Origin of the sequence: Georgenia satyanarayanai (assembly GCF_900116375.1) — a bacterium.
GTDB lineage: Bacteria > Actinomycetota > Actinomycetes > Actinomycetales > Actinomycetaceae > Oceanitalea > Oceanitalea nanhaiensis.
Genome location: NZ_UETB01000015.1, coordinates 76055 through 92326 on the forward strand (window position 1 = coordinate 76055; position 16272 = coordinate 92326).

General features: G+C 72.0%; 17 protein-coding genes, 1 pseudogene and 1 riboswitch. Of the genes and pseudogenes, 7 read left to right on the plus strand and 11 right to left on the minus strand.

Going from position 1 to position 16272, the window contains the following annotated elements:
- Positions 1–4: 4 nt before the first annotated feature.
- From DSZ44_RS15460 to gcvP, 6 genes are all read right to left on the minus strand, one after another.
- The gene (locus DSZ44_RS15460; protein WP_110853520.1) at positions 5–184 is read right to left on the minus strand and encodes a DUF5302 domain-containing protein; all 180 of its coding nucleotides are present in this window, start codon (positions 182–184) and stop codon (positions 5–7) included.
- Positions 185–272: 88 nt separating this feature from the next.
- Positions 273–1328 (minus strand): hypothetical protein, encoded by a 1056-nt coding sequence (locus tag DSZ44_RS15465; protein ID WP_110853521.1) that lies wholly within the window; start codon positions 1326–1328, stop codon positions 273–275.
- Between the two features lie 109 nt (positions 1329–1437).
- Positions 1438–1848, minus strand: a complete 411-nt coding sequence (locus DSZ44_RS15470) for a PPOX class F420-dependent oxidoreductase (RefSeq protein ID WP_110853522.1) — start codon at positions 1846–1848, stop codon at positions 1438–1440.
- A 3-nt stretch (positions 1849–1851) separates the two neighbouring features.
- A complete protein-coding gene (gene gcvH, locus DSZ44_RS15475; RefSeq protein WP_110853523.1) occupies positions 1852–2238 on the minus strand; it encodes a glycine cleavage system protein GcvH in 387 nt (128 codons plus the stop codon).
- A 20-nt stretch (positions 2239–2258) separates the two neighbouring features.
- Positions 2259–3371 (minus strand): glycine cleavage system aminomethyltransferase GcvT, encoded by a 1113-nt coding sequence (gcvT, locus tag DSZ44_RS15480; protein WP_110853524.1) that lies wholly within the window; start codon positions 3369–3371, stop codon positions 2259–2261.
- On the minus strand, positions 3368–6196 hold the full coding sequence (gene gcvP / locus DSZ44_RS15485; protein WP_110853525.1) for an aminomethyl-transferring glycine dehydrogenase: 2829 nt from the start codon (positions 6194–6196) through the stop codon (positions 3368–3370). The genes gcvT and gcvP overlap by 4 nt, the downstream gene beginning before the upstream one ends.
- Positions 6197–6320: 124 nt before the next feature.
- Positions 6321–6411: riboswitch (glycine riboswitch) on the minus strand.
- A 109-nt stretch (positions 6412–6520) separates the two neighbouring features.
- Between gcvP and DSZ44_RS15490 the strand changes: the two genes are divergently transcribed.
- Positions 6521–7201 carry an HAD hydrolase-like protein gene (locus tag DSZ44_RS15490; protein WP_258369597.1) on the plus strand — a complete coding sequence of 227 codons (681 nt, stop codon included), beginning with the start codon at positions 6521–6523 and terminating at the stop codon, positions 7199–7201.
- A 51-nt stretch (positions 7202–7252) separates the two neighbouring features.
- Here the strand turns inward: DSZ44_RS15490 and DSZ44_RS18430 are convergent, their stop codons facing one another.
- On the minus strand, positions 7253–7705 hold the full coding sequence (locus DSZ44_RS18430; protein ID WP_181424683.1) for a DUF4282 domain-containing protein: 453 nt from the start codon (positions 7703–7705) through the stop codon (positions 7253–7255).
- A 182-nt stretch (positions 7706–7887) separates the two neighbouring features.
- On the opposite strand from DSZ44_RS18430, the gene DSZ44_RS15505 reads away from it, so the two are divergent.
- The 3 genes from DSZ44_RS15505 (at position 7888) to DSZ44_RS15515 (ending at position 10144) form a co-directional block, all read left to right on the plus strand.
- A complete protein-coding gene (locus tag DSZ44_RS15505) occupies positions 7888–8166 on the plus strand; it encodes a hypothetical protein (protein WP_110853527.1) in 279 nt (92 codons plus the stop codon).
- Positions 8167–8230: 64 nt separating this feature from the next.
- Complete coding sequence (locus DSZ44_RS15510) at positions 8231–9025, plus strand: SDR family oxidoreductase (RefSeq protein WP_110853550.1); 795 nt, start codon at positions 8231–8233, stop codon at positions 9023–9025.
- Between the two features lie 57 nt (positions 9026–9082).
- Positions 9083–10144 carry an ATP-dependent DNA ligase gene (locus DSZ44_RS15515; RefSeq protein WP_110853528.1) on the plus strand — a complete coding sequence of 354 codons (1062 nt, stop codon included), beginning with the start codon at positions 9083–9085 and terminating at the stop codon, positions 10142–10144.
- A 25-nt stretch (positions 10145–10169) separates the two neighbouring features.
- Here the strand turns inward: DSZ44_RS15515 and DSZ44_RS19045 are convergent.
- Positions 10170–10484: pseudogene (locus DSZ44_RS19045) on the minus strand (SDR family NAD(P)-dependent oxidoreductase); the annotation flags it as partial.
- 141 nt (positions 10485–10625) lie between these two features.
- On the minus strand, positions 10626–11042 hold the full coding sequence (locus DSZ44_RS15525) for a hypothetical protein (protein WP_146237582.1): 417 nt from the start codon (positions 11040–11042) through the stop codon (positions 10626–10628).
- 295 nt (positions 11043–11337) lie between these two features.
- Between DSZ44_RS15525 and DSZ44_RS15535 the strand changes: the two genes are divergently transcribed.
- Positions 11338–12054, plus strand: coding sequence for a polyamine aminopropyltransferase (locus DSZ44_RS15535; RefSeq protein ID WP_110853530.1), 717 nt, complete (start codon positions 11338–11340; stop codon positions 12052–12054).
- 469 nt (positions 12055–12523) lie between these two features.
- Complete coding sequence (locus DSZ44_RS15540; RefSeq protein ID WP_146237583.1) at positions 12524–14623, plus strand: HNH endonuclease signature motif containing protein; 2100 nt, start codon at positions 12524–12526, stop codon at positions 14621–14623.
- 13 nt (positions 14624–14636) lie between these two features.
- Here DSZ44_RS15540 and DSZ44_RS15545 read toward each other — a convergent pair whose 3' ends face one another.
- Both DSZ44_RS15545 and DSZ44_RS15550 read right to left on the minus strand, forming a co-directional pair.
- Positions 14637–14906, minus strand: coding sequence for a glycoside hydrolase family 15 protein (locus DSZ44_RS15545; protein WP_373681259.1), 270 nt, complete (start codon positions 14904–14906; stop codon positions 14637–14639).
- Between the two features lie 10 nt (positions 14907–14916).
- Entirely contained in the window at positions 14917–15507 is a 591-nt protein-coding gene (locus tag DSZ44_RS15550; RefSeq protein ID WP_146237585.1) for a hypothetical protein, read from the minus strand.
- 437 nt (positions 15508–15944) lie between these two features.
- Here DSZ44_RS15550 and DSZ44_RS15555 point away from each other — a divergent pair, with 437 nt between their 5' ends.
- Entirely contained in the window at positions 15945–16217 is a 273-nt protein-coding gene (locus DSZ44_RS15555) for a cold-shock protein (RefSeq protein WP_110853534.1), read from the plus strand.
- Positions 16218–16272: the final 55 nt, after the last annotated feature.

Consider the following 16272-nt stretch of genomic DNA (forward strand, 5'->3'; position numbering starts at 1 on the left):
CGGTCTAGCCGGACTTGCGGCGGAAGGTGCGCTTGCCGCCACCGTTCACCTGGCTCCCGTGGACCGCGCCGGTGTTCTGCTGCGCCTGGTGGTTCTGGTGCGCGCGCTCGTTCTTGCGGTCGAGCGCCTGGCGCATCTTCTCCTTGGCCGTCTCGGGCTGCGGTTCCGGCGTCGTGTCAGCCATCGTCCCTCCAGGTGTCTCGTGGGCGAGCGGTCCCGGCCAGCCTGCCCTGCCGGCGCCCCGATAGCCAGGACTTAACGAACGGCGGCGCTCAGTCCGTCAGCTCGCTCAGCCGCTCACGGGCCTCCTCGACCGCGTGGCGGGCGGCCTCCTCGCGCGCCTCCGCGTCCTCACGCTCCTCTGCAGCATGGGTACGTTCCTCGTCCAGCTCGGCGAGCTGCTCCTCCAGCCGCTCGAGCTCGCGGCGCAGCTCCTCGGTGCGGGCGGCCGCCTGGAGCACCTGCGCCTCGACCCGGGACAGCTCCTCGGCTGCGTCCTCGAGCTCGGCGCGGGCGTGCTCGGCCACGCGCTCCCGGGCGCGCAGCTCACGCTCGGCGCGCCGGATCTCACGGGCGGTGTCCGCCGGCTCGGGCGTGGGCTCCGGGGCGCTGCGGCGGCTGATCGCCCGGCGCGGCGGCGTCCGCTCCTCCGGTTCCTCGTCGCGCTCCGTGCTGCGCGGCCGGCGGCTGATCGCCCGACGCGGCGGGGCGTCGTCGTCCTCCGCCGCCGGTTCCTTGCTCGTGGGCGCGGGACGGGTGCGCCGCGCCGTGCGGGGCGGGGCCGCGGGCTCCTCCTCCGGCTCGGCGGTCTCGACAGCACCGGGCACCGCGAGCGCGCCCTCGATCCCGCCGCTGGGCTCGAGCGCGCGGACGAGCAGCAGGCTGCGCACGGCCCGCTCGGCGTCGCGGTCGATGACGGCGGCGGACCACGTCGCCTCCACCTGCTCCTGCGCCGCCCCGGACAGCCCGACGCCGTGCTCCTCGGCGAGCCGCGCCGCCGTCCTGGTCACCGCGCCGGTCAGCTCGCGGCGGCGCTTGCCGAGCGCGCGCAGCTCGGCGGGGTCCGCGGCGACCTGAGCCACCCGCAGCTCGGCGCCGAGCCGGCCGAGCGCGTCGAGATCCTCCGGGTGCTCCCGGGCGACCGCGCCCACCGCCCACGCCGCGACCGAGGCCTTGGGCAGGGCCTTGACCCTGGTCGCCAGCTCCCGGTCGCCCGCCCGCCTCGTCGCGGCCGCGCGCGCGTTCCGGGTCGCGATGAACTCGGCCGGCGCGTGGGCGTAGAGCTCTCGCGCGACGGACACCAGCTCGGCGTCGGTGGTCTCGGTCACGGCCGTAGCCTGGCACGGAAGCCCCCGCCCGCGCCCTTCCAGCGGCTCTGCGAGGACCGCCCGGGGACTCGGCTCCCGGCACCGGGCACGGTGCTCGTCGACGGACTGCTCAGCCGCTGACCGTCGGACCGGCCTCCTCGGGGGTGAGGACGATGACGCAGCGGCGCTCCCGCTCCATCGCCGCGCGGTACTCGTCCCAGTCCTCGTGCTCCCCCGAGACGCGACGGTAGTAGTCGACGAGAAGATCCATCGCCTCGGGCAGCGAGACGATCTCGACGGTGCCGGTCAGCTGCACCCACGGCCCGAAGAACCGCTCGCTGAGCTGGCACAGGGACGCGCGGGGCGTGCGCCGCAGGTTGCGCACCTTGACCGCCGTCTCACGGGTGCTGACGAGGACGCGCCCGTGGTCGTCGACCGCTGCCAGGACCGGTGACTGCTGCGCGTCGCCGCTGCGTCTGCGGGTGGAGAGGACGCCGCGCGGGTTGGCCCGCACGAACTCGAGTGCCGCGCCGATGTCCACGGCTCAGTCGGCGATCTCGGCGCCGGTGGTCTCGGCGTACTCCTCGGGTGAGAGGAGCTCGGACTCCTCCGCCACCTCGACGGCGAAGAGCCAGCCGTCCCCGAAGGGCTCGCGGTTGACGAGCGACGGGTCGTCCAGGGCCTCCTGGTTCACCGCCGTGACGGTGCCGGTGAGGGGCGCGTAGAGGTCGGAGACGGACTTCGTCGACTCCACCTCTCCGCAGGTCTCTCCCGCCGACACCTCGGCGCCGACCTCCGGCAGGTCGAGGTAGACGATGTCGCCCAGGGCGTCGGTCGCGACGGTGGTGATGCCCACGCGCACGGGGGTGAGGGAGTCGTCGACCCACTCGTGCTCGGCGGTGTACTTGAGGTCGGGACGGATGGTGGCCATGGCTTCTCCTCAGCAGGTGGTCAGGGACGACGGTAGAACGGACGCTCGACGACGGCGAAGGGTTCTCGCCGGCCGCGCACGTCGACGTCGAGCGCGGTGCCGACCTCCGCGGCGGCGGGGTCGACGACGGCGAGGGCGATCGGGTGGCCGAGCGTGGGGCTGGGCAGGCCGGAGGTGACGACGCCGACCTCCTCCTCCCCCAGCACGACGGGTGCGCCCTGGCGCGCGGCGCGGCGGCCCTGGCCGGCGAGGCCGACGAGGACCCGCCGTCCGGGCTCGCCCGCCTCGTGGGCAGCGCGGATCCGCTCCAGCGCCGTGCGGCCGACGAAGTCCGCCGTCTTGCGGCGCAGACCGACGATGCCACCGAGCCCCACGGTGAAGGGGTCGACGTCGCGGCCCAGCTCGTTGCCGTACAGCGGCAGCGCGGCCTCCAGCCGCAGGGAGTCGCGCGCGGCGAGCCCGGCGGGCACCAGGCCGGCGTCCGCGCCGGCGTCCAGCAGGGCGTGCCACAGGGCGACGGCGTGCTCCCCCGGCACGAGGATCTCGACCCCGTCCTCCCCGGTGTAGCCCGTGCGGGCGAGCAGCACGCGCTGCCCGACCAGCGTGCTCCAGCGGGAGGAGTAGTAGCGCAGGTCGTCGACCGGTTCAGCGGCGAGCGCCGTCACGATCTCGACAGCGCGCGGCCCCTGGACGGCGAGGAGCGCCGTCTCTTGGGTTGCCGCGCCGATGCGGACGTCGAAGCCCTTGACGCGCAGGAAGAGCTCGGCGAGCACGGCGGACGTGTTGGCCGCGTTCGGCACGGTGAGGAACCTGTCCTCCCCTACGCGGTAGACGATGAGGTCGTCGACGATGCCGCCCTCGGGCGTGCACAGCAGCGTGTACTTCGCCCGGCCCACCTCGAGGGTGGAGATCGAGCCGACGACGGCGTGGTCGAGGAACGCCCCGGCGCCAGGCCCGTCGACCCACACGGTGCCCATGTGGCTGAGGTCGAAGAGCCCCGCGGCCTCGCGCACGGCGCGGTGCTCGGCCAGCTGGGAGCCGTAGTGCAGCGGCATGTGCCAGCCGGCGAAGCTCGTCATCGTCGCCCCCAGCGCCGCGTGCTCGGCGCGCAGAGCGGTCTGCTTCTCGCTCATCGGTCCTCCTCGAACGCCTCGGGCGGCGGGCACGCGCACACGAGGTTGCGGTCCCCGTAGGCGTTGTCGATGCGGCTCACCGGCGGGAAGTACTTGTCCTGCCGCAGCACGGGAACCGGGAAGGCGGCCTGCTCGCGCGGGTAGGCCCGGTCCCAGGAGTCGGTGGCGACGTCGGCCGCCGGGTGCGGGGCGCGGCGCACCGGGCTGTCGGCGACGTCGACCTCGCCGTCGAGGATCTGCTGGATCTCCCCGTGGATGGCCACCATCGCCTCGACGAAGCGGTCGAGCTCGGCGCGGTCCTCGCTCTCGGTGGGCTCGACCATGAGCGTGCCGGCCACCGGGAAGGACAGCGTGGGGGCGTGGAAGCCGAAGTCGACAAGCCGCTTGGCCACGTCCTCGGCCGTCACCCCCGAACGCTTCGTCAGCTCGCGCAGGTCGAGGATGCACTCGTGGGCCACGAGCCCGTCGGCCCCCGTGTAGAGGACCGGGAAGTACGGGTCCAACGCCTTCGCGACGTAGTTCGCCGCGAGCAGCGCGCTACGGGTGGCGGCCGCCAGGCCCTCGGCGCCCATGAGCGCGATGTAGGCCCAGGAGATGGGCAGCACCCCGGCGGACCCGTAGCGGGTGGCGGAGACGGGCACCGCGCCGTCGTCGCCGGCGGCATCCCCGGGCAGGAAGGGGGCCAGGTGCTCGCGCACCGCGACGGGGCCCACGCCGGGGCCGCCCCCGCCGTGGGGGATGCAGAAGGTCTTGTGGAGGTTGAGGTGGGAGACGTCGCCGCCGAACTCCCCCGGCTGGGCGAGGCCGATGAGGGCGTTGAGGTTGGCGCCGTCGACGTAGACCTGCCCGCCGGCCGCATGGACGGCCTCGCACACCTCGCGCACCTCGGTGTCGAAGACGCCGTGGGTGGAGGGGTAGGTGAGCATGATCGCGGCGAGCTGGTCGCCGTGCTGCTCGATGCGCGCGTGGAGGTCGGCGGTGTCGATCGAGCCGTCGTCGGCGGTCCTGACGGTGACGACCCTCATCCCGGCGAGCACGGCGGAGGCCGCGTTCGTCCCGTGGGCCGAGGACGGGATGAGGCACACGGTCCGCTCGCCCTCGCCGCGCGAGCGGTGGTAGCCGCGGATCGCGAGAAGGCCGGCGAGCTCGCCCTGGGAGCCGGCGTTGGGCTGAACGGATACGCGGTCGTAGCCGGTAATCTCCGCGAGCCAGCCCTCGAGCTCGTCGACGAGCTCGCGCCAGCCCGCGGTCTGGTGGTCCGGCGCCAGCGGGTGGATCGTGGCGAAGCCGGGCCACAGCATCGCCTGCATCTCCGTCGCCGCGTTGAGCTTCATCGTGCACGAGCCGAGCGGGATCATCGTGCGGTCCAGCGCGAGGTCGCGGTCGGCGAGCCGGCGCAGGTAGCGCATCATCTGCGTCTCCGAGCGGTGGGCGTGGAAGGTGGGGTGGGTGAGGAAGTCGCTCGTGCGGCGCAGCGGCGCGGGGACCTCGAAGCCTCCGCCGGGCCCGGACCCCTCGACCCCGAAGGCGGCGAGGACGGTCGCGAGGTGCTCCGGCGTCGTCGTCTCGTCGCAGGAGATGCCGATCGTGTCCGCGTCGACGAGCCGCAGGTTGACCCCGGCCCGGTCCGCCTCGGCCACGACGTCGGCCGCCCGGCCGGGGACGCGGACGGTGACGGTGTCGAAGAACGCGTCGTGGACGACGTCGACCCCGCCGGCGGCGAGCCGCATTGCCAGGGTGCGGGCGGCGCCGTGGGCGTGGCGGGCGATCTCCCGCAGGCCGTCGGGCCCGTGGTAGACGGCGTACATGCCGGCGACGACGGCGAGCAGCGCCTGCGCGGTGCAGATGTTGCTCGTGGCCTTCTCCCGGCGGATGTGCTGCTCGCGCGGCTGGAGGGCCAGGCGCAGCGCGGGACGGCCCTCGCTGTCCTTGGAGACGCCGACGAGCCGGCCGGGCAGCTGGCGCTCCAGGCCCTCGCGCACCGCCATGAAGGCGGCGTGCGGGCCCCCGAAGAAGAGCGGGACGCCGAAGCGTTGCGCGGAGCCGACGGCGACGTCTGCGCCCTGCTCCCCCGGCGGGGCGATGAGCGTGAGGGCGAGGAGGTCGGCGGCGACGGTGACCATCGCGCCGCGCTCCTTCGCCTCGGCGACGAGGGCGGCGTGGTCGCGCAACCGACCCGAGGTGCCGGGCTGCTGGAGGACCAGGCCGGTGACGCCGTCGGGCAGGTCCGGCAGGCCGCCGTCGAGGTCCGCGACGACGACGGTGATGCCGACCGCCTCCGCCCGCGCGAGGACGACGGCGAGGGTCTGCGGGTGGAGCTCGTCGTCGAGCACGACGGTGGCGGCCTTGGAGGCCTTGTTCGCGCGCTGCATGAGGAGCACGGCCTCGGCGACGGCGGTGGCCTCGTCCAGCAGCGAGGCGCCCGCGACCGGCAGGCCGGTGAGGTCGGCGACCGCCGTCTGGAAGTTGAGCAGCCCCTCGAGGCGGCCCTGGGAGATCTCCGGCTGGTAGGGGGTGTAGGCGGTGTACCAGGCGGGCGACTCCAAGACGCCCCGCCGGATGACCGACGGCGTGTGGGTGCCGTAGTAGCCCTGGCCAATCATCTGGACCCGCTGGACGTTGCGCCCGGCGAGCTCGCGCAGCCGGTCGAGGACCTGGGCCTCGCTGCGCGGCGCCGGCAGGTCGAGGGGCCGCTGCTGGCGGATGGCCGGCGGTACCGAGTCGAGGAGCGGGCGCCAGTCGGCGTGGCTGAGCGACTCGAGCATGGCGGCGGTGTCGGCGACGCGGGGGCCGATGTGGCGGTCGGCAAAGGACGGTGAGGACATGGACACGGCTCCGGGGTGGCGGGGAACTGGGTCCTCCCCGCTCTGTCATGGGACCTGAGAGTTTTCGCGAGCCGGGCTCGCCTGCACCGTCGGTGAGCGCTGACGCGCTGCTTTCCAGAGCTGCCTGATCGCGGCGGTACCGGGGCCTGAGAGATTAGCGGGAGGGCTTGCTCCTTCGGCGCCCGCGCAGGGCGGGACTCTCCCGCCGCGGGTGGGCGGCGTATCGAGTTGTCCAGGTCACACTACCCGGCGCCCCGGACATCGGTCGCCGCGCCCGTCCGTGGGACCCTGGGGCACGACCGATCCCCCGAGCAAGGACGACGATTGACGCACGCCTCCCTCCCCACCGCCCTCGAGCCGATGCGGCCCACGGCCGTGCTCCTCGACCTCGACGGCACGATCAGTGACTCCGGTCCGGTCATCACCGCCTCGATCGCCGAGACGCTCGCCCACTTCGGCTACCCGGCGCAGACACGGGAGGAGCTGCTCCGCTTCGTCGGCCCGCCCATCCGGGACGGCTTCCGCGCCTTCGCCGGTGTGCCGGAGGACCAGCTGTCCGCCGTCGTCGCCGACTACCGCGCCCGCTACGACGAGCGGATGCTCCAGGCACCGGTCTTCCCGGGCATGGCCGAGCTGGTCCGAGAGCTCCACGGCCGCGGTGTGCCCCTCGCCCTGGCGACCTCCAAGCGGCAGGCGCTCGCCGTCGTCGTCCTCGACGACGCGGACCTGTCCCGGTACTTCACCGTCATCCGTGGTGCCTCCGCCGACGAGAAGCGGGCCGCCAAGGCCGACGTCGTCGAGGACGCGCTTGCCGGGCTTCGCGAGCGGGACGTCGACCTCTCGCGCGCCGTCATGGTCGGGGACCGTCACCACGACGTCGACGGCGCGGGCGCGCACGGCCTGCCGACCGTTCTCGTCGGGTGGGGCTACGGCCGGCCGGGTGAGGAGGACGGTGCCCACGCCGTCGTCCACGAGGCCGCCGAGCTCGCTCGACTCCTGTCCTGAGACACGACTGCGCCCCGTGCCGGTGGCACGGGGCGCAGCGTCACGGGTGGGTCAGGAGCGCGGGAGGCCCTGGCTGCGGTGGATGTCGTCGGACATCCGCACGAGCGCGAAGTAGAACTCCAGCGTCATCCGGAAGAACGCGAGGCTGACGAGCAGCACGATCGGGCCGATGAGCAGGACGAGCACGCCGAAGACCGGGTCCGCCGCGAAGCTGGCGAAGACCAGGAACAGCCAGTACAGCGCCGAGAGGATCATGACGGCGAGGTACACCCAGCTGACGAGCTTGGGCGTGATGAGGGTGTGGAACTTCCAGTCGAGGAGCGCCGCGAAGAAGTTCTTCGGCGACTCACCCTGCGGGCCCGCCTGCGGGGCGCCGGGGGCGCCGTAGCCCCACTGCTGCTGGCCCTGCTGCTGCTGCGGCTGCGGGTAGGCCGGCGGGGGCGGCGGGACCTGGCCGGGCTGGCCCTGCGGGGGCTGGTAGGGGCTGGGAGGAGGGGTGGACACGGCGGAGCCTTTCCGGTCGAGGGTTGGGGCACCGGCGAGGCTAGCCGAGGCCCCGCGACCGTCCACGGATGCCGACGCCCAGCTCGGTGTGACCCTGCCCACGCGCAGCGGATGCGGTCCCCAGCACGCGTGCCTACCGTCATGGGGCGGCCACGCCCGTGGCCCGAGGGAGGAGCAGAGCGATGGCATCGGAGACGAGCACGACGACCGACCACGACGAGATCCGCCGCTGGGTCGAGGAGCACGACGGGAAGCCCGCCAGCGTGCGCGGTACCGAGGACGGCGACACCGCCGGCGTCCTGCGGATCGACTTCCCGGGCGGCGCCGGCACCGACGAGCTCGAGCACATCAGCTGGGAGGACTGGTTCGCCAAGTTCGAGGACGAGAAGCTCGCCTTCCTCTACCAGGAGCAGAAGGCGAGCGGCGAGGACAGCACCTTCTTCAAGCTCGTCTCCCGCTGACCGGAGGGCAGAGACCGTGAGCGAGAGCAGCACGAGCGCGCAGCCCGACGCCCGCGAGGAGGGCGTGCAGCCGCGTCGCGTCATCATCACCGGGGCGGACTCGGGCATCGGCAAGGCGAGCGCCGTCGCGCTGGCCGGGCCGGGCCGGCACGTCGGCCTCACCTGGCACACCGACGAGGACGGCGCCGAACGCACCGCCGAGGAGGTCCGCTCCCTGGGGGCGACGGCGCACGTGCGTCGCCTGGACCTCACCGACCCGCAGAGCGGTGCCGCGGTGGTCGACGAGCTCGCCGGGGCGATGGGCGGCGTGGACGCTCTCGTCATGTCCTCGGGCACCGGGAGCTCCGAGCTCCTGCTCGACATGGACTTCGCCACGTGGCGCGAGGTCGTGTCCGTCGACCTCGACGGCGCGTTCTGCTGCCTCCAGGCCGCGGCGCGGCACATGGTGGCCGGCGGCACCGGCGGGCGGATCGTCGCCATCACGAGCGTCCACGAGCACGCGCCACGCGTCGGTGCGGGCCCCTACTGCGCGGCCAAGGGCGGGCTCGGCCTGCTCGTCAAGGTCGCCGCCCTCGAGCTGGCGGAGCACGGGATCACGGTCAACGCCGTCGCGCCCGGGGAGATCGCCACGCCGATGACCGGCCAGGAGGACGAGTCGGTGATGGAGGGCAAGGAGCGCCCGGGCATCCCCGTCGCCCGGCCCGGTGACGCCCGCGAGATCGCCGCCGTCGTCGCTTTCCTGTGCGGGCCCGAGGCGGGCTACGTCAACGGCGCCTCGTGGGCCGTCGACGGCGGCATGCTCCAGATGGGCCCGCAGGCCGGCTCCCACCTCGAGAGCCACGACTGGCGCCGCCCGTAGGAGGCTCGGCGCGCGGACCGGGCGCGCCGCCGTCGCGTGGCCAGTAGCGTCTGCGGGATGGACCTCCCGCTGCTGCCGCCGGTCGCCCCGATGCTCGCGAAGTCCGTCAAGGACGTGCCCGCGGGCGAGTACCTCTACGAGCCCAAGTGGGACGGCTTCCGCGCGATCGTCTTCAAGGACGGCGACGACGTCGAGATCGACAGCCGCAACGAGAAACCGATGACGCGGTACTTCCCCGAGCTCGTCGAGGCCCTGCGCGCCCAGCTGCCCGAGCGCTGCGTCGTCGACGGGGAGATCGTCATCGTCACCGGCGAGCGGCTCGACTTCGAGGCGCTCCTCCAGCGCATCCACCCCGCCGACTCGCGCGTGCGGCTGCTCGCCGAGCAGACGCCCGCGTCCTTCGTCGCCTTCGACCTCCTCGCGCTGGGCGACGAGGACCTCACCGCCTTGCCCATGGCGCAGCGCCGCGAACGGCTGGAGGAGGCGCTCGCCGGCGCGCAGGCACCGGTCCACCTCACCCGCGCGACGACGGACACGGCGCTGGCCCGCGAGTGGCTCGACCTCTTCGAGGGCGCCGGGCTCGACGGCGTCGTGTCCAAGCCGCTCGACCTCACCTACCAGCCGAACAAGCGGCTCATGCTCAAGACGAAGCACGAGCGCACCGCCGACTGCGTGCTCGCCGGCTTCCGCTGGCACAAGAGCGGCGGCGTCGTCGGCTCCCTCCTCCTCGGCCTGTACGACGACGGCGGGAAGCTCCAGCACGTGGGCGTCGCGTCCTCCTTCACGATGAAGCGGCGCGCCGAGCTCGTCGAGGAGCTCGAGCCGCTGCGCGTGGCCGAGGGCGAGGACCACCCGTGGGCCGACTGGGAGAACGCCTCGGCCCACGAGAAGAACCGGCTGCCCGGCGCGCAGAGCCGCTGGTCGGCCGGCAAGGACCTCTCCTTCGTGCCGCTGCGCCCCGAGCGGGTGCTCGAGGTCGCCTACGACCACATGGAGGGCACCCGCTTCCGGCACAGCGGGCAGTTCCGCCGCTGGCGCCCCGACCGCGACCCGGAGTCGTGCGGCTACGAGCAGCTCGAGGAGCCGATGAAGTTCGACCTGGCCGACGTCCTGCGCTGACCGCAAGGCCACGCTGGACGGCGAACGTCCGATCCCATTCCTCGCGCCGTCCCGTGACGAACGATGTTCCGCCGACCACACCGGCGTTGTTGAAGAGTAGGTGGATCGCCTCGGTCTCGTGGTCCTCAGCGACCTCGGCACGTAGGCGGTCCACGGCGGCCTCGTCCACGACGTCGTACACGTGCGCCGTCACCCGGACGTCGGGATCGATGGCCCGAGCCCGACGAACTGCCGCATCCAACGTGCGTCCGTCGAGGTCGCAGACGGCGACATGAGTTCCCGTCCGGACCAGACCGAGAAGCAGACCGCGTCCAATGCCTGAGGCGCCTCCGGTCAGCACGGCAAGGCCCTTCGAACCGCGAGAAGCCCGCCATGGCGGCGACTATGCCGGGCGGCGCCCCTGTCGGGCAAGCATCGGCGCCGACTACGCGGACACACCCCAGAGAGGTCCCGATGGTTGATCGCCCAGCGACTCATCGCTCTATGCCGCTCCTTGGCAGTAGTGCCGGAGGAGAGCTTCCCGGTGGGTCGTTTCCTCGATCCCTGTGAAACCCTCATCGCCATACGGGTCGATATGGAGGTTGGTCGATTCGCCGAACTCGGTGATGTACTGCCGGACGAGGTCGTCCTCACCGCTCACTGTGGTCCACACCTGGGCGTCGGAGGTGGTGGATCGGTAGGTCACCTCAAAGGTGAGCTCCTCGGGGGTTCCCTCGCGAAAGGTGACAGACCCAGTAGTACCTTCTAGGCCGCTGACACGCTCCACCTCAACCGTGTCCTGCTCCTCGCTGGCCGCATCGCCCGCGTCTGCGCGATAGGAGAGCACGCACTCGACGGTCGTCGGCAATCGGTCGTCGACTGCATCACTGCTTGAGGTGCATCCCGAGAGCACGAACAAACCCAGCAGGATCGCGCTGTGTCGTCGTTGCCACATTATGATCCCGACGTTACCAGCGGGACTTTTCCATCAGTCAATGCCCCGCGTGCGGTAGGAGTCGGCCCCGCATGCCGCTCGAAAGTCCTAGTCCTGCGCCACATCCGTTGTGCAGGGTTCCCTTAACGCCGCCGCCGCCTTCCCTGACTTCCTTCATCACTACACTCACCACCGCGGCCACACCGCATTCAAGGGCGCCTCACCCGCAAGCCGCGTACCCAACGGCCGTGGTCAGCACGACTAGGCAAGGAGATCGCGCGTGACAACAAGACCCCGCTTCGAGGAGCTCGCATGGCGGTCGACCCCGATCGGTGAGCTGAGCCTGCGCCGCCGGGTGGAGCCGAGCCTCGGCGTCGACGTCTACGAGGTCAAGCTCGGCGACGAGTTCCTCATGTCCAGCCTGTTCACCGCGGCCGAGGAGGAGCTGGCCCGCCTCGCGCTGGCCGAACTCGACGAACCGGCCATCGACGTCGTCGTCGGCGGTTTGGGGCTGGGGTACACCGCGCGAACCGCGCTGGCTGACGCCCGGGTGCGATCGCTGACGGTCGTGGACCTCCTCGAGGACGTCATCGACTGGCAGCGACGCGGCCTACTCCCGGGCGCCACAGAGCTGACCGATGACCCGCGCACCGAGCTGGTCGTCGGGAACTTCTTCGCCAGGGCCGCGTCGGCCGCAGGCTTCGACGCGACCGCACCAGGGCGGCGCTTCCACGCCATCCTGCTGGACATCGACCACTCACCGCGCCACGTCCTGGACTCGACCAACGCCCGCTTCTACACCGAGCCCGGGCTGCGCGAGCTGGCCCGGCACCTGCTGCCCGGCGGCGTCTTCGCGCTATGGTCCGACGACCCGCCCGACGACAAATTCCTCGCGGTCACCCAGGCAGTGTTCACCACCGTGCGCGCGGTCGAGGTGAGCTTCCCCAACTTCTACACCGGCTCCACCTCCGCGAACACGATCTACCTGGCTCGCTGATCCCGCAGCCGCCCTCAGCGAGGTCACGCGCCCGGCCAGCGGGGTTGGGAGGTGAGCCAAGACTGCACCCGGAGATCCGCGCTGCACGAACGGCGCCCGACGACCGCTTGCTCCCGCACAACGAAACCAGACGGCGCTGCAGTGGTCAGCCGTCCCCGCTGGGGATCCTTGACCGGCCGATAGAAGCTCAGTAGCGCGCGGTGTGTCCGACGGCGCCGCGCTGCGCGCCGGCAGCGCAGTTCTGCGTCGCCTGTTACACCTTGCTGTCAAACGGAAGCGGGACGCCTTGGTCGGGACCAGTGCGATGGCAGCGCTGTGGCTCGCCTCGCCGACTCCTTTGCGTTGCGGCTCTGTACTACGGAGGTTCGAGCTGCCCTGAGGGCGGACGGGGCTCGGATGTCGGGGGTCGGTCCTAGCCTTGTGAGCAGGACGGCAAAGCAGTCGGAAACCCGCAGAGGGGGTGGGGTCGGTGAGCACCATCGACGACTTCGACCCGCACGCGGCCTGGTTGGAGGACCCCAGCACCTACGAGCCGATCGGCGAGCAGTCCCTGCGCCGCCTCGAGGAGCTGTGGGCCCGCGAGGAGGACGCCGCCGACGCGTACGACGACCCAGGCCACGCACCTCCGCCGTCGACGATCACCACCCGGGAGATGAGCTTCGAGCCGCGCCAGCCGGTGCCGGCCGAGGCGCTCGCGGCCATGGCACCCGACGGCCAGCTCCTCACCGAGCTCGAGGACATCGACCCGCGAGAGGTGGACGAGTACTACCTCGTGGAGATGGCCGCCGCGTACCAGCGCATGGCCGCGTGGGCCACCGCCAAGCTCACCCGCGTAGCCGGCGAGCTCTCCCGGCGGCCACTGATGACCGGCAGCGGCGCCCTGCCCTCGCACGTCAAGGCCGGGAACATGGCCGCGGACGAGCTCGCTCCCCGCCTCGGCCTGAGCCGCTTCGCCGCGCAGCGCCTGGTGAGCAACGCCCGCGCCTTCGAGAACGTCTTCGCCCTCACCGGTCAGGCCCTGGCCACCGGGCACATCGACGCCCGCAAAGCCACCACGATCGTGTCGATGCTCGAGGACTACCCCGTCGAGATCGCCGTCCTCGTCCAGGACGCCGTCATCGACGACGCCGGCACCCAGACCCACAGCCAGCTCCTCGAGGCCATCAGGAAGGCCGTCATCGCCCTCAGCCACGACGACGCCGACCTCTTCCACGCCCGCGCCCGAGCCAGACGACGGGTCGAGCACCCGCGCCAGCTACCCGACGGCATGGCCACCATCCACGCAGTCCTGCCGGCCACCGACGCCGCGGCCATCGACCTCGCACTCGAGGCCACCGCCCGCTCCGCCCAGGCCGGCGGCGATGACCGCACGCTCGACCAGCTGCGCGCCGACATCCTCTCCCTCATGGGCCACACCGCCCTCGAGCTCGGATACGTCGGACTACCGCCGGGAACCGTCGTGAGTGCCGGCCAACTTCCTGACGATCCGGCGGGCGACGAGCCCCATGTCGGGACGGCGCACGATGTCGACTGTGGGGCGGCGCAGGCACCTGACGCGCCAAAGACGCCGGAAGCGCCGGATGGTTGCCAGCCTGGCGCGGTGGACGTGCCGCCGACCGACACCGTGGACGGCACGACGCTCGAGGCCCAGGGCCGGGCCGACGAGCGGAGTGAATCTGCTGCCGCAACCTCTCCAGCTCAGCCGGTCTCCCAGCGGCGCGAGTCGGGTCGGCTCGCACCTCCGGACGCCGCAAGCCCTGTCCCGGCCGATCTCGACCCACCTGGCCACCGGTCCGAGGGGACAGCTGCGCCCACAGTCGGTGCGGTAGCGTCCGCGGCGCCTACGGACCCGCCTCCGCCTCCGGATGGCGATCCACCTCCGCATGGTCCGGGCTCCGTCCCGCGTCGCTGGCACATGCCGGTGGGCCACATCGGCGGCCAGCGCGCCCAGATCCGGGTCCACGTGCCCCTCTCGGTGCTGCTCCCGCCCGACATCGCCCGGCAGCTCGGCCTGCCGGCGTCGAAGCCGGCAGACGGCACCGGCGCGGAGCTCCCCCCGCTGCCCGAGGAGGACGCCATGCTCGCCCTGCTCGACCGCGAGCCCGCCGAGATCGCCACCCTCGAGGGCTACGGACCCATCTCCCCCGCCGTCGCCCGAGCCGCGGCGCTGGGCGGCACGTGGCGACGGATCGTCACCGACCCGCTCACCGGCACCGTCCTGGACCACGGACGCACCCGCTACCGGCCACCCACCGAGCTCGCCGAGCTCATCCGGCTACGGGACGGCACCTGCGTCCGACCCGGCTGCACCCACCCCGCCCGAGGCTGCCAGCTCGACCACATCGTCCCCTGGAACGCCGGAGGCACCACCTCCATGCTCGGCCTCGAGGACCTCTGCACCCACGACCACACCCTCAAGACCAGCGCCCAGTTCCAGCTCCGCCGCCTCGGCAGCGGCGCCTACGAGTGGGTCACCCCCAGCGGCCACATCTACCGCCGTCAGCCCGGAGGCCGGGTCACCCGCGAGCGCCGGCGCGTGCACGGACTCCCGAACGCCCCGACCTTCTAGGGGTTTGCCCTAGTCAGTCCGCGGCGCCGGCCGCCCGGATCGCGTCGGTGGCGCGGATGAACCCGAGGTGGCTGAAGGCCTGGCGGAAGTTACCGGCCAGACGCCCACTGCCGGGGTCGTACTCCTCGGACAGGAGCCCGAAGTCGCTGGAGTACACGACGAACATGTCGAGGAAGTCCTCCTCGAAGCGGGCAACCACCCGAGCATTGGGGCGCACAGCTGGAGTCCCTCGTTCGGATCGGCTACCGGCCATTCGCGTCCACATCGGCAATGAGAACGCCATTCCGACGCGGTCATGGCTCCCAGAGGTCCAGCGTGATCGCTGCCACCAATCCGTCGCTGTCGACGAAGAAGTCGATCGTGAACCAGTCCAGGCACGACTGCATCCTGTTTGGGCTCGGCTGCACTGAGACTCGCCGCATCTCGTTCATCTCGGGCGGCGCAGGCACGGGCGGTGACACGCAATGTGGGTGGTCACCGAACGTGACGATGAGTCCACTCTCGTCCGCCACCGATGGGTCACCGTCCGAGCCAGCGACCTCACGTGCCATGACATCGATCGCAGAGAACGGTCCGACACGTCCTCGGAACACGTCCTCGGGAATCTCCCAGGCTGCGGGGTCTGGGGCCGACGCGACCGGAAGCTCGGTCAACAGTCGATCCCCCAACCCCAGCTGCGCGCCTTCCGACGCCAGGCCGAGCTCTGAAGTAGACGCGGCATCGGGATCGAGGCTGAACGCAACGAAGCGCTCAACCAAGGCGCTATCCGCGTCCGTGGCCTCGGATGTTGCAGCGTCCCCATCGACTGGATCGACCGTGGGCGTTGCCGGGCGAGGCTGGTCGAGCGTCACGGTAGGCACGCCCGAACCGGTGGTGGTGTCCACCTCTGGAGGCGTTACTGACGATGAGCACCCCGTGAGTGCGAGAGCTGTCGCGACCAACGGAAACCACAGCGATCGGGAGCTCGGCGAGGTGATGGCCAGCATGCACTCCAGCGTGCCAGCCGCTGTTGCCTGTGGCGCCAGATTGGGCCTCCGCCGCCAGATTGCCACCGCGCAGGCCGGAAGATGGACGACGGACGCTGGAGATGGAACGAACGACATGTGGGGCGGTCCTCAGGACGACAGGCCGCAAGGTTCCCTTCCGCGTGTGTGCGTTCCGTACGAGGAGCCAGTCACGGTCCGGCCACGGGGGCTCACAGCCTCCTCGGAGCCGCAGCCGGCCACGTTCCGCAGGGGATCCCCATGCGGCGTCATGAATGCCCCCCTGGTCGTCGCCGCCCTGGCAGCAGCGACGTGGCCGGTGAGTAGGGTCGCTTCATATGGAACACATCGGGGAGCCGGGGAGACCGGAGTGGATCGCTGGCCGCGTCCGACAGTGGCGTGGTGATGAGGGATGGGGAGTCATCGACTCCGAAGCCACGCCCGGAGGATGCTGGTGCCACTTCTCAGCGATCCAAGCAGAGGGCTACCGCGAGCTACGCGACGGCGAAGTCGTCGAGTTCTCCTTCGAGAAGGTCGAGCAGGACGGCTGGCCCTTCAGAGCCATCGCCGTACAGCGCATGGGCCCCGACATCTCACCCGACCGGTTGTAGCTCTAGCGGCTTCGCGACACCGCTGCGACCTTCGCCCAGTCCCGGTGGCGGATCC

Excerpts from the sequence above, each read along its gene's own strand:
- DSZ44_RS15460 (WP_110853520.1), bottom strand. The coding sequence starts at position 184 with ATGGCTGACACGACGCCGGAACCGCAGCCCGAGACGGCCAAGGAGAAG.
- gcvH (WP_110853523.1), bottom strand. The coding sequence starts at position 2,238 with ATGGCCACCATCCGTCCCGACCTCAAGTACACCGCCGAGCACGAGTGG.
- gcvT (WP_110853524.1), bottom strand. The coding sequence starts at position 3,371 with ATGAGCGAGAAGCAGACCGCTCTGCGCGCCGAGCACGCGGCGCTGGGG.
- gcvP (WP_110853525.1), bottom strand. The coding sequence starts at position 6,196 with ATGTCCTCACCGTCCTTTGCCGACCGCCACATCGGCCCCCGCGTCGCC.
- DSZ44_RS15505 (WP_110853527.1), top strand. The coding sequence starts at position 7,888 with ATGGCATCGGAGACGAGCACGACGACCGACCACGACGAGATCCGCCGC.
- DSZ44_RS15515 (WP_110853528.1), top strand. The coding sequence starts at position 9,083 with ATGGACCTCCCGCTGCTGCCGCCGGTCGCCCCGATGCTCGCGAAGTCC.
- DSZ44_RS15545 (WP_373681259.1), bottom strand. The coding sequence starts at position 14,906 with ATGGCGTTCTCATTGCCGATGTGGACGCGAATGGCCGGTAGCCGATCC.
- DSZ44_RS15555 (WP_110853534.1), top strand. The coding sequence starts at position 15,945 with ATGGAACACATCGGGGAGCCGGGGAGACCGGAGTGGATCGCTGGCCGC.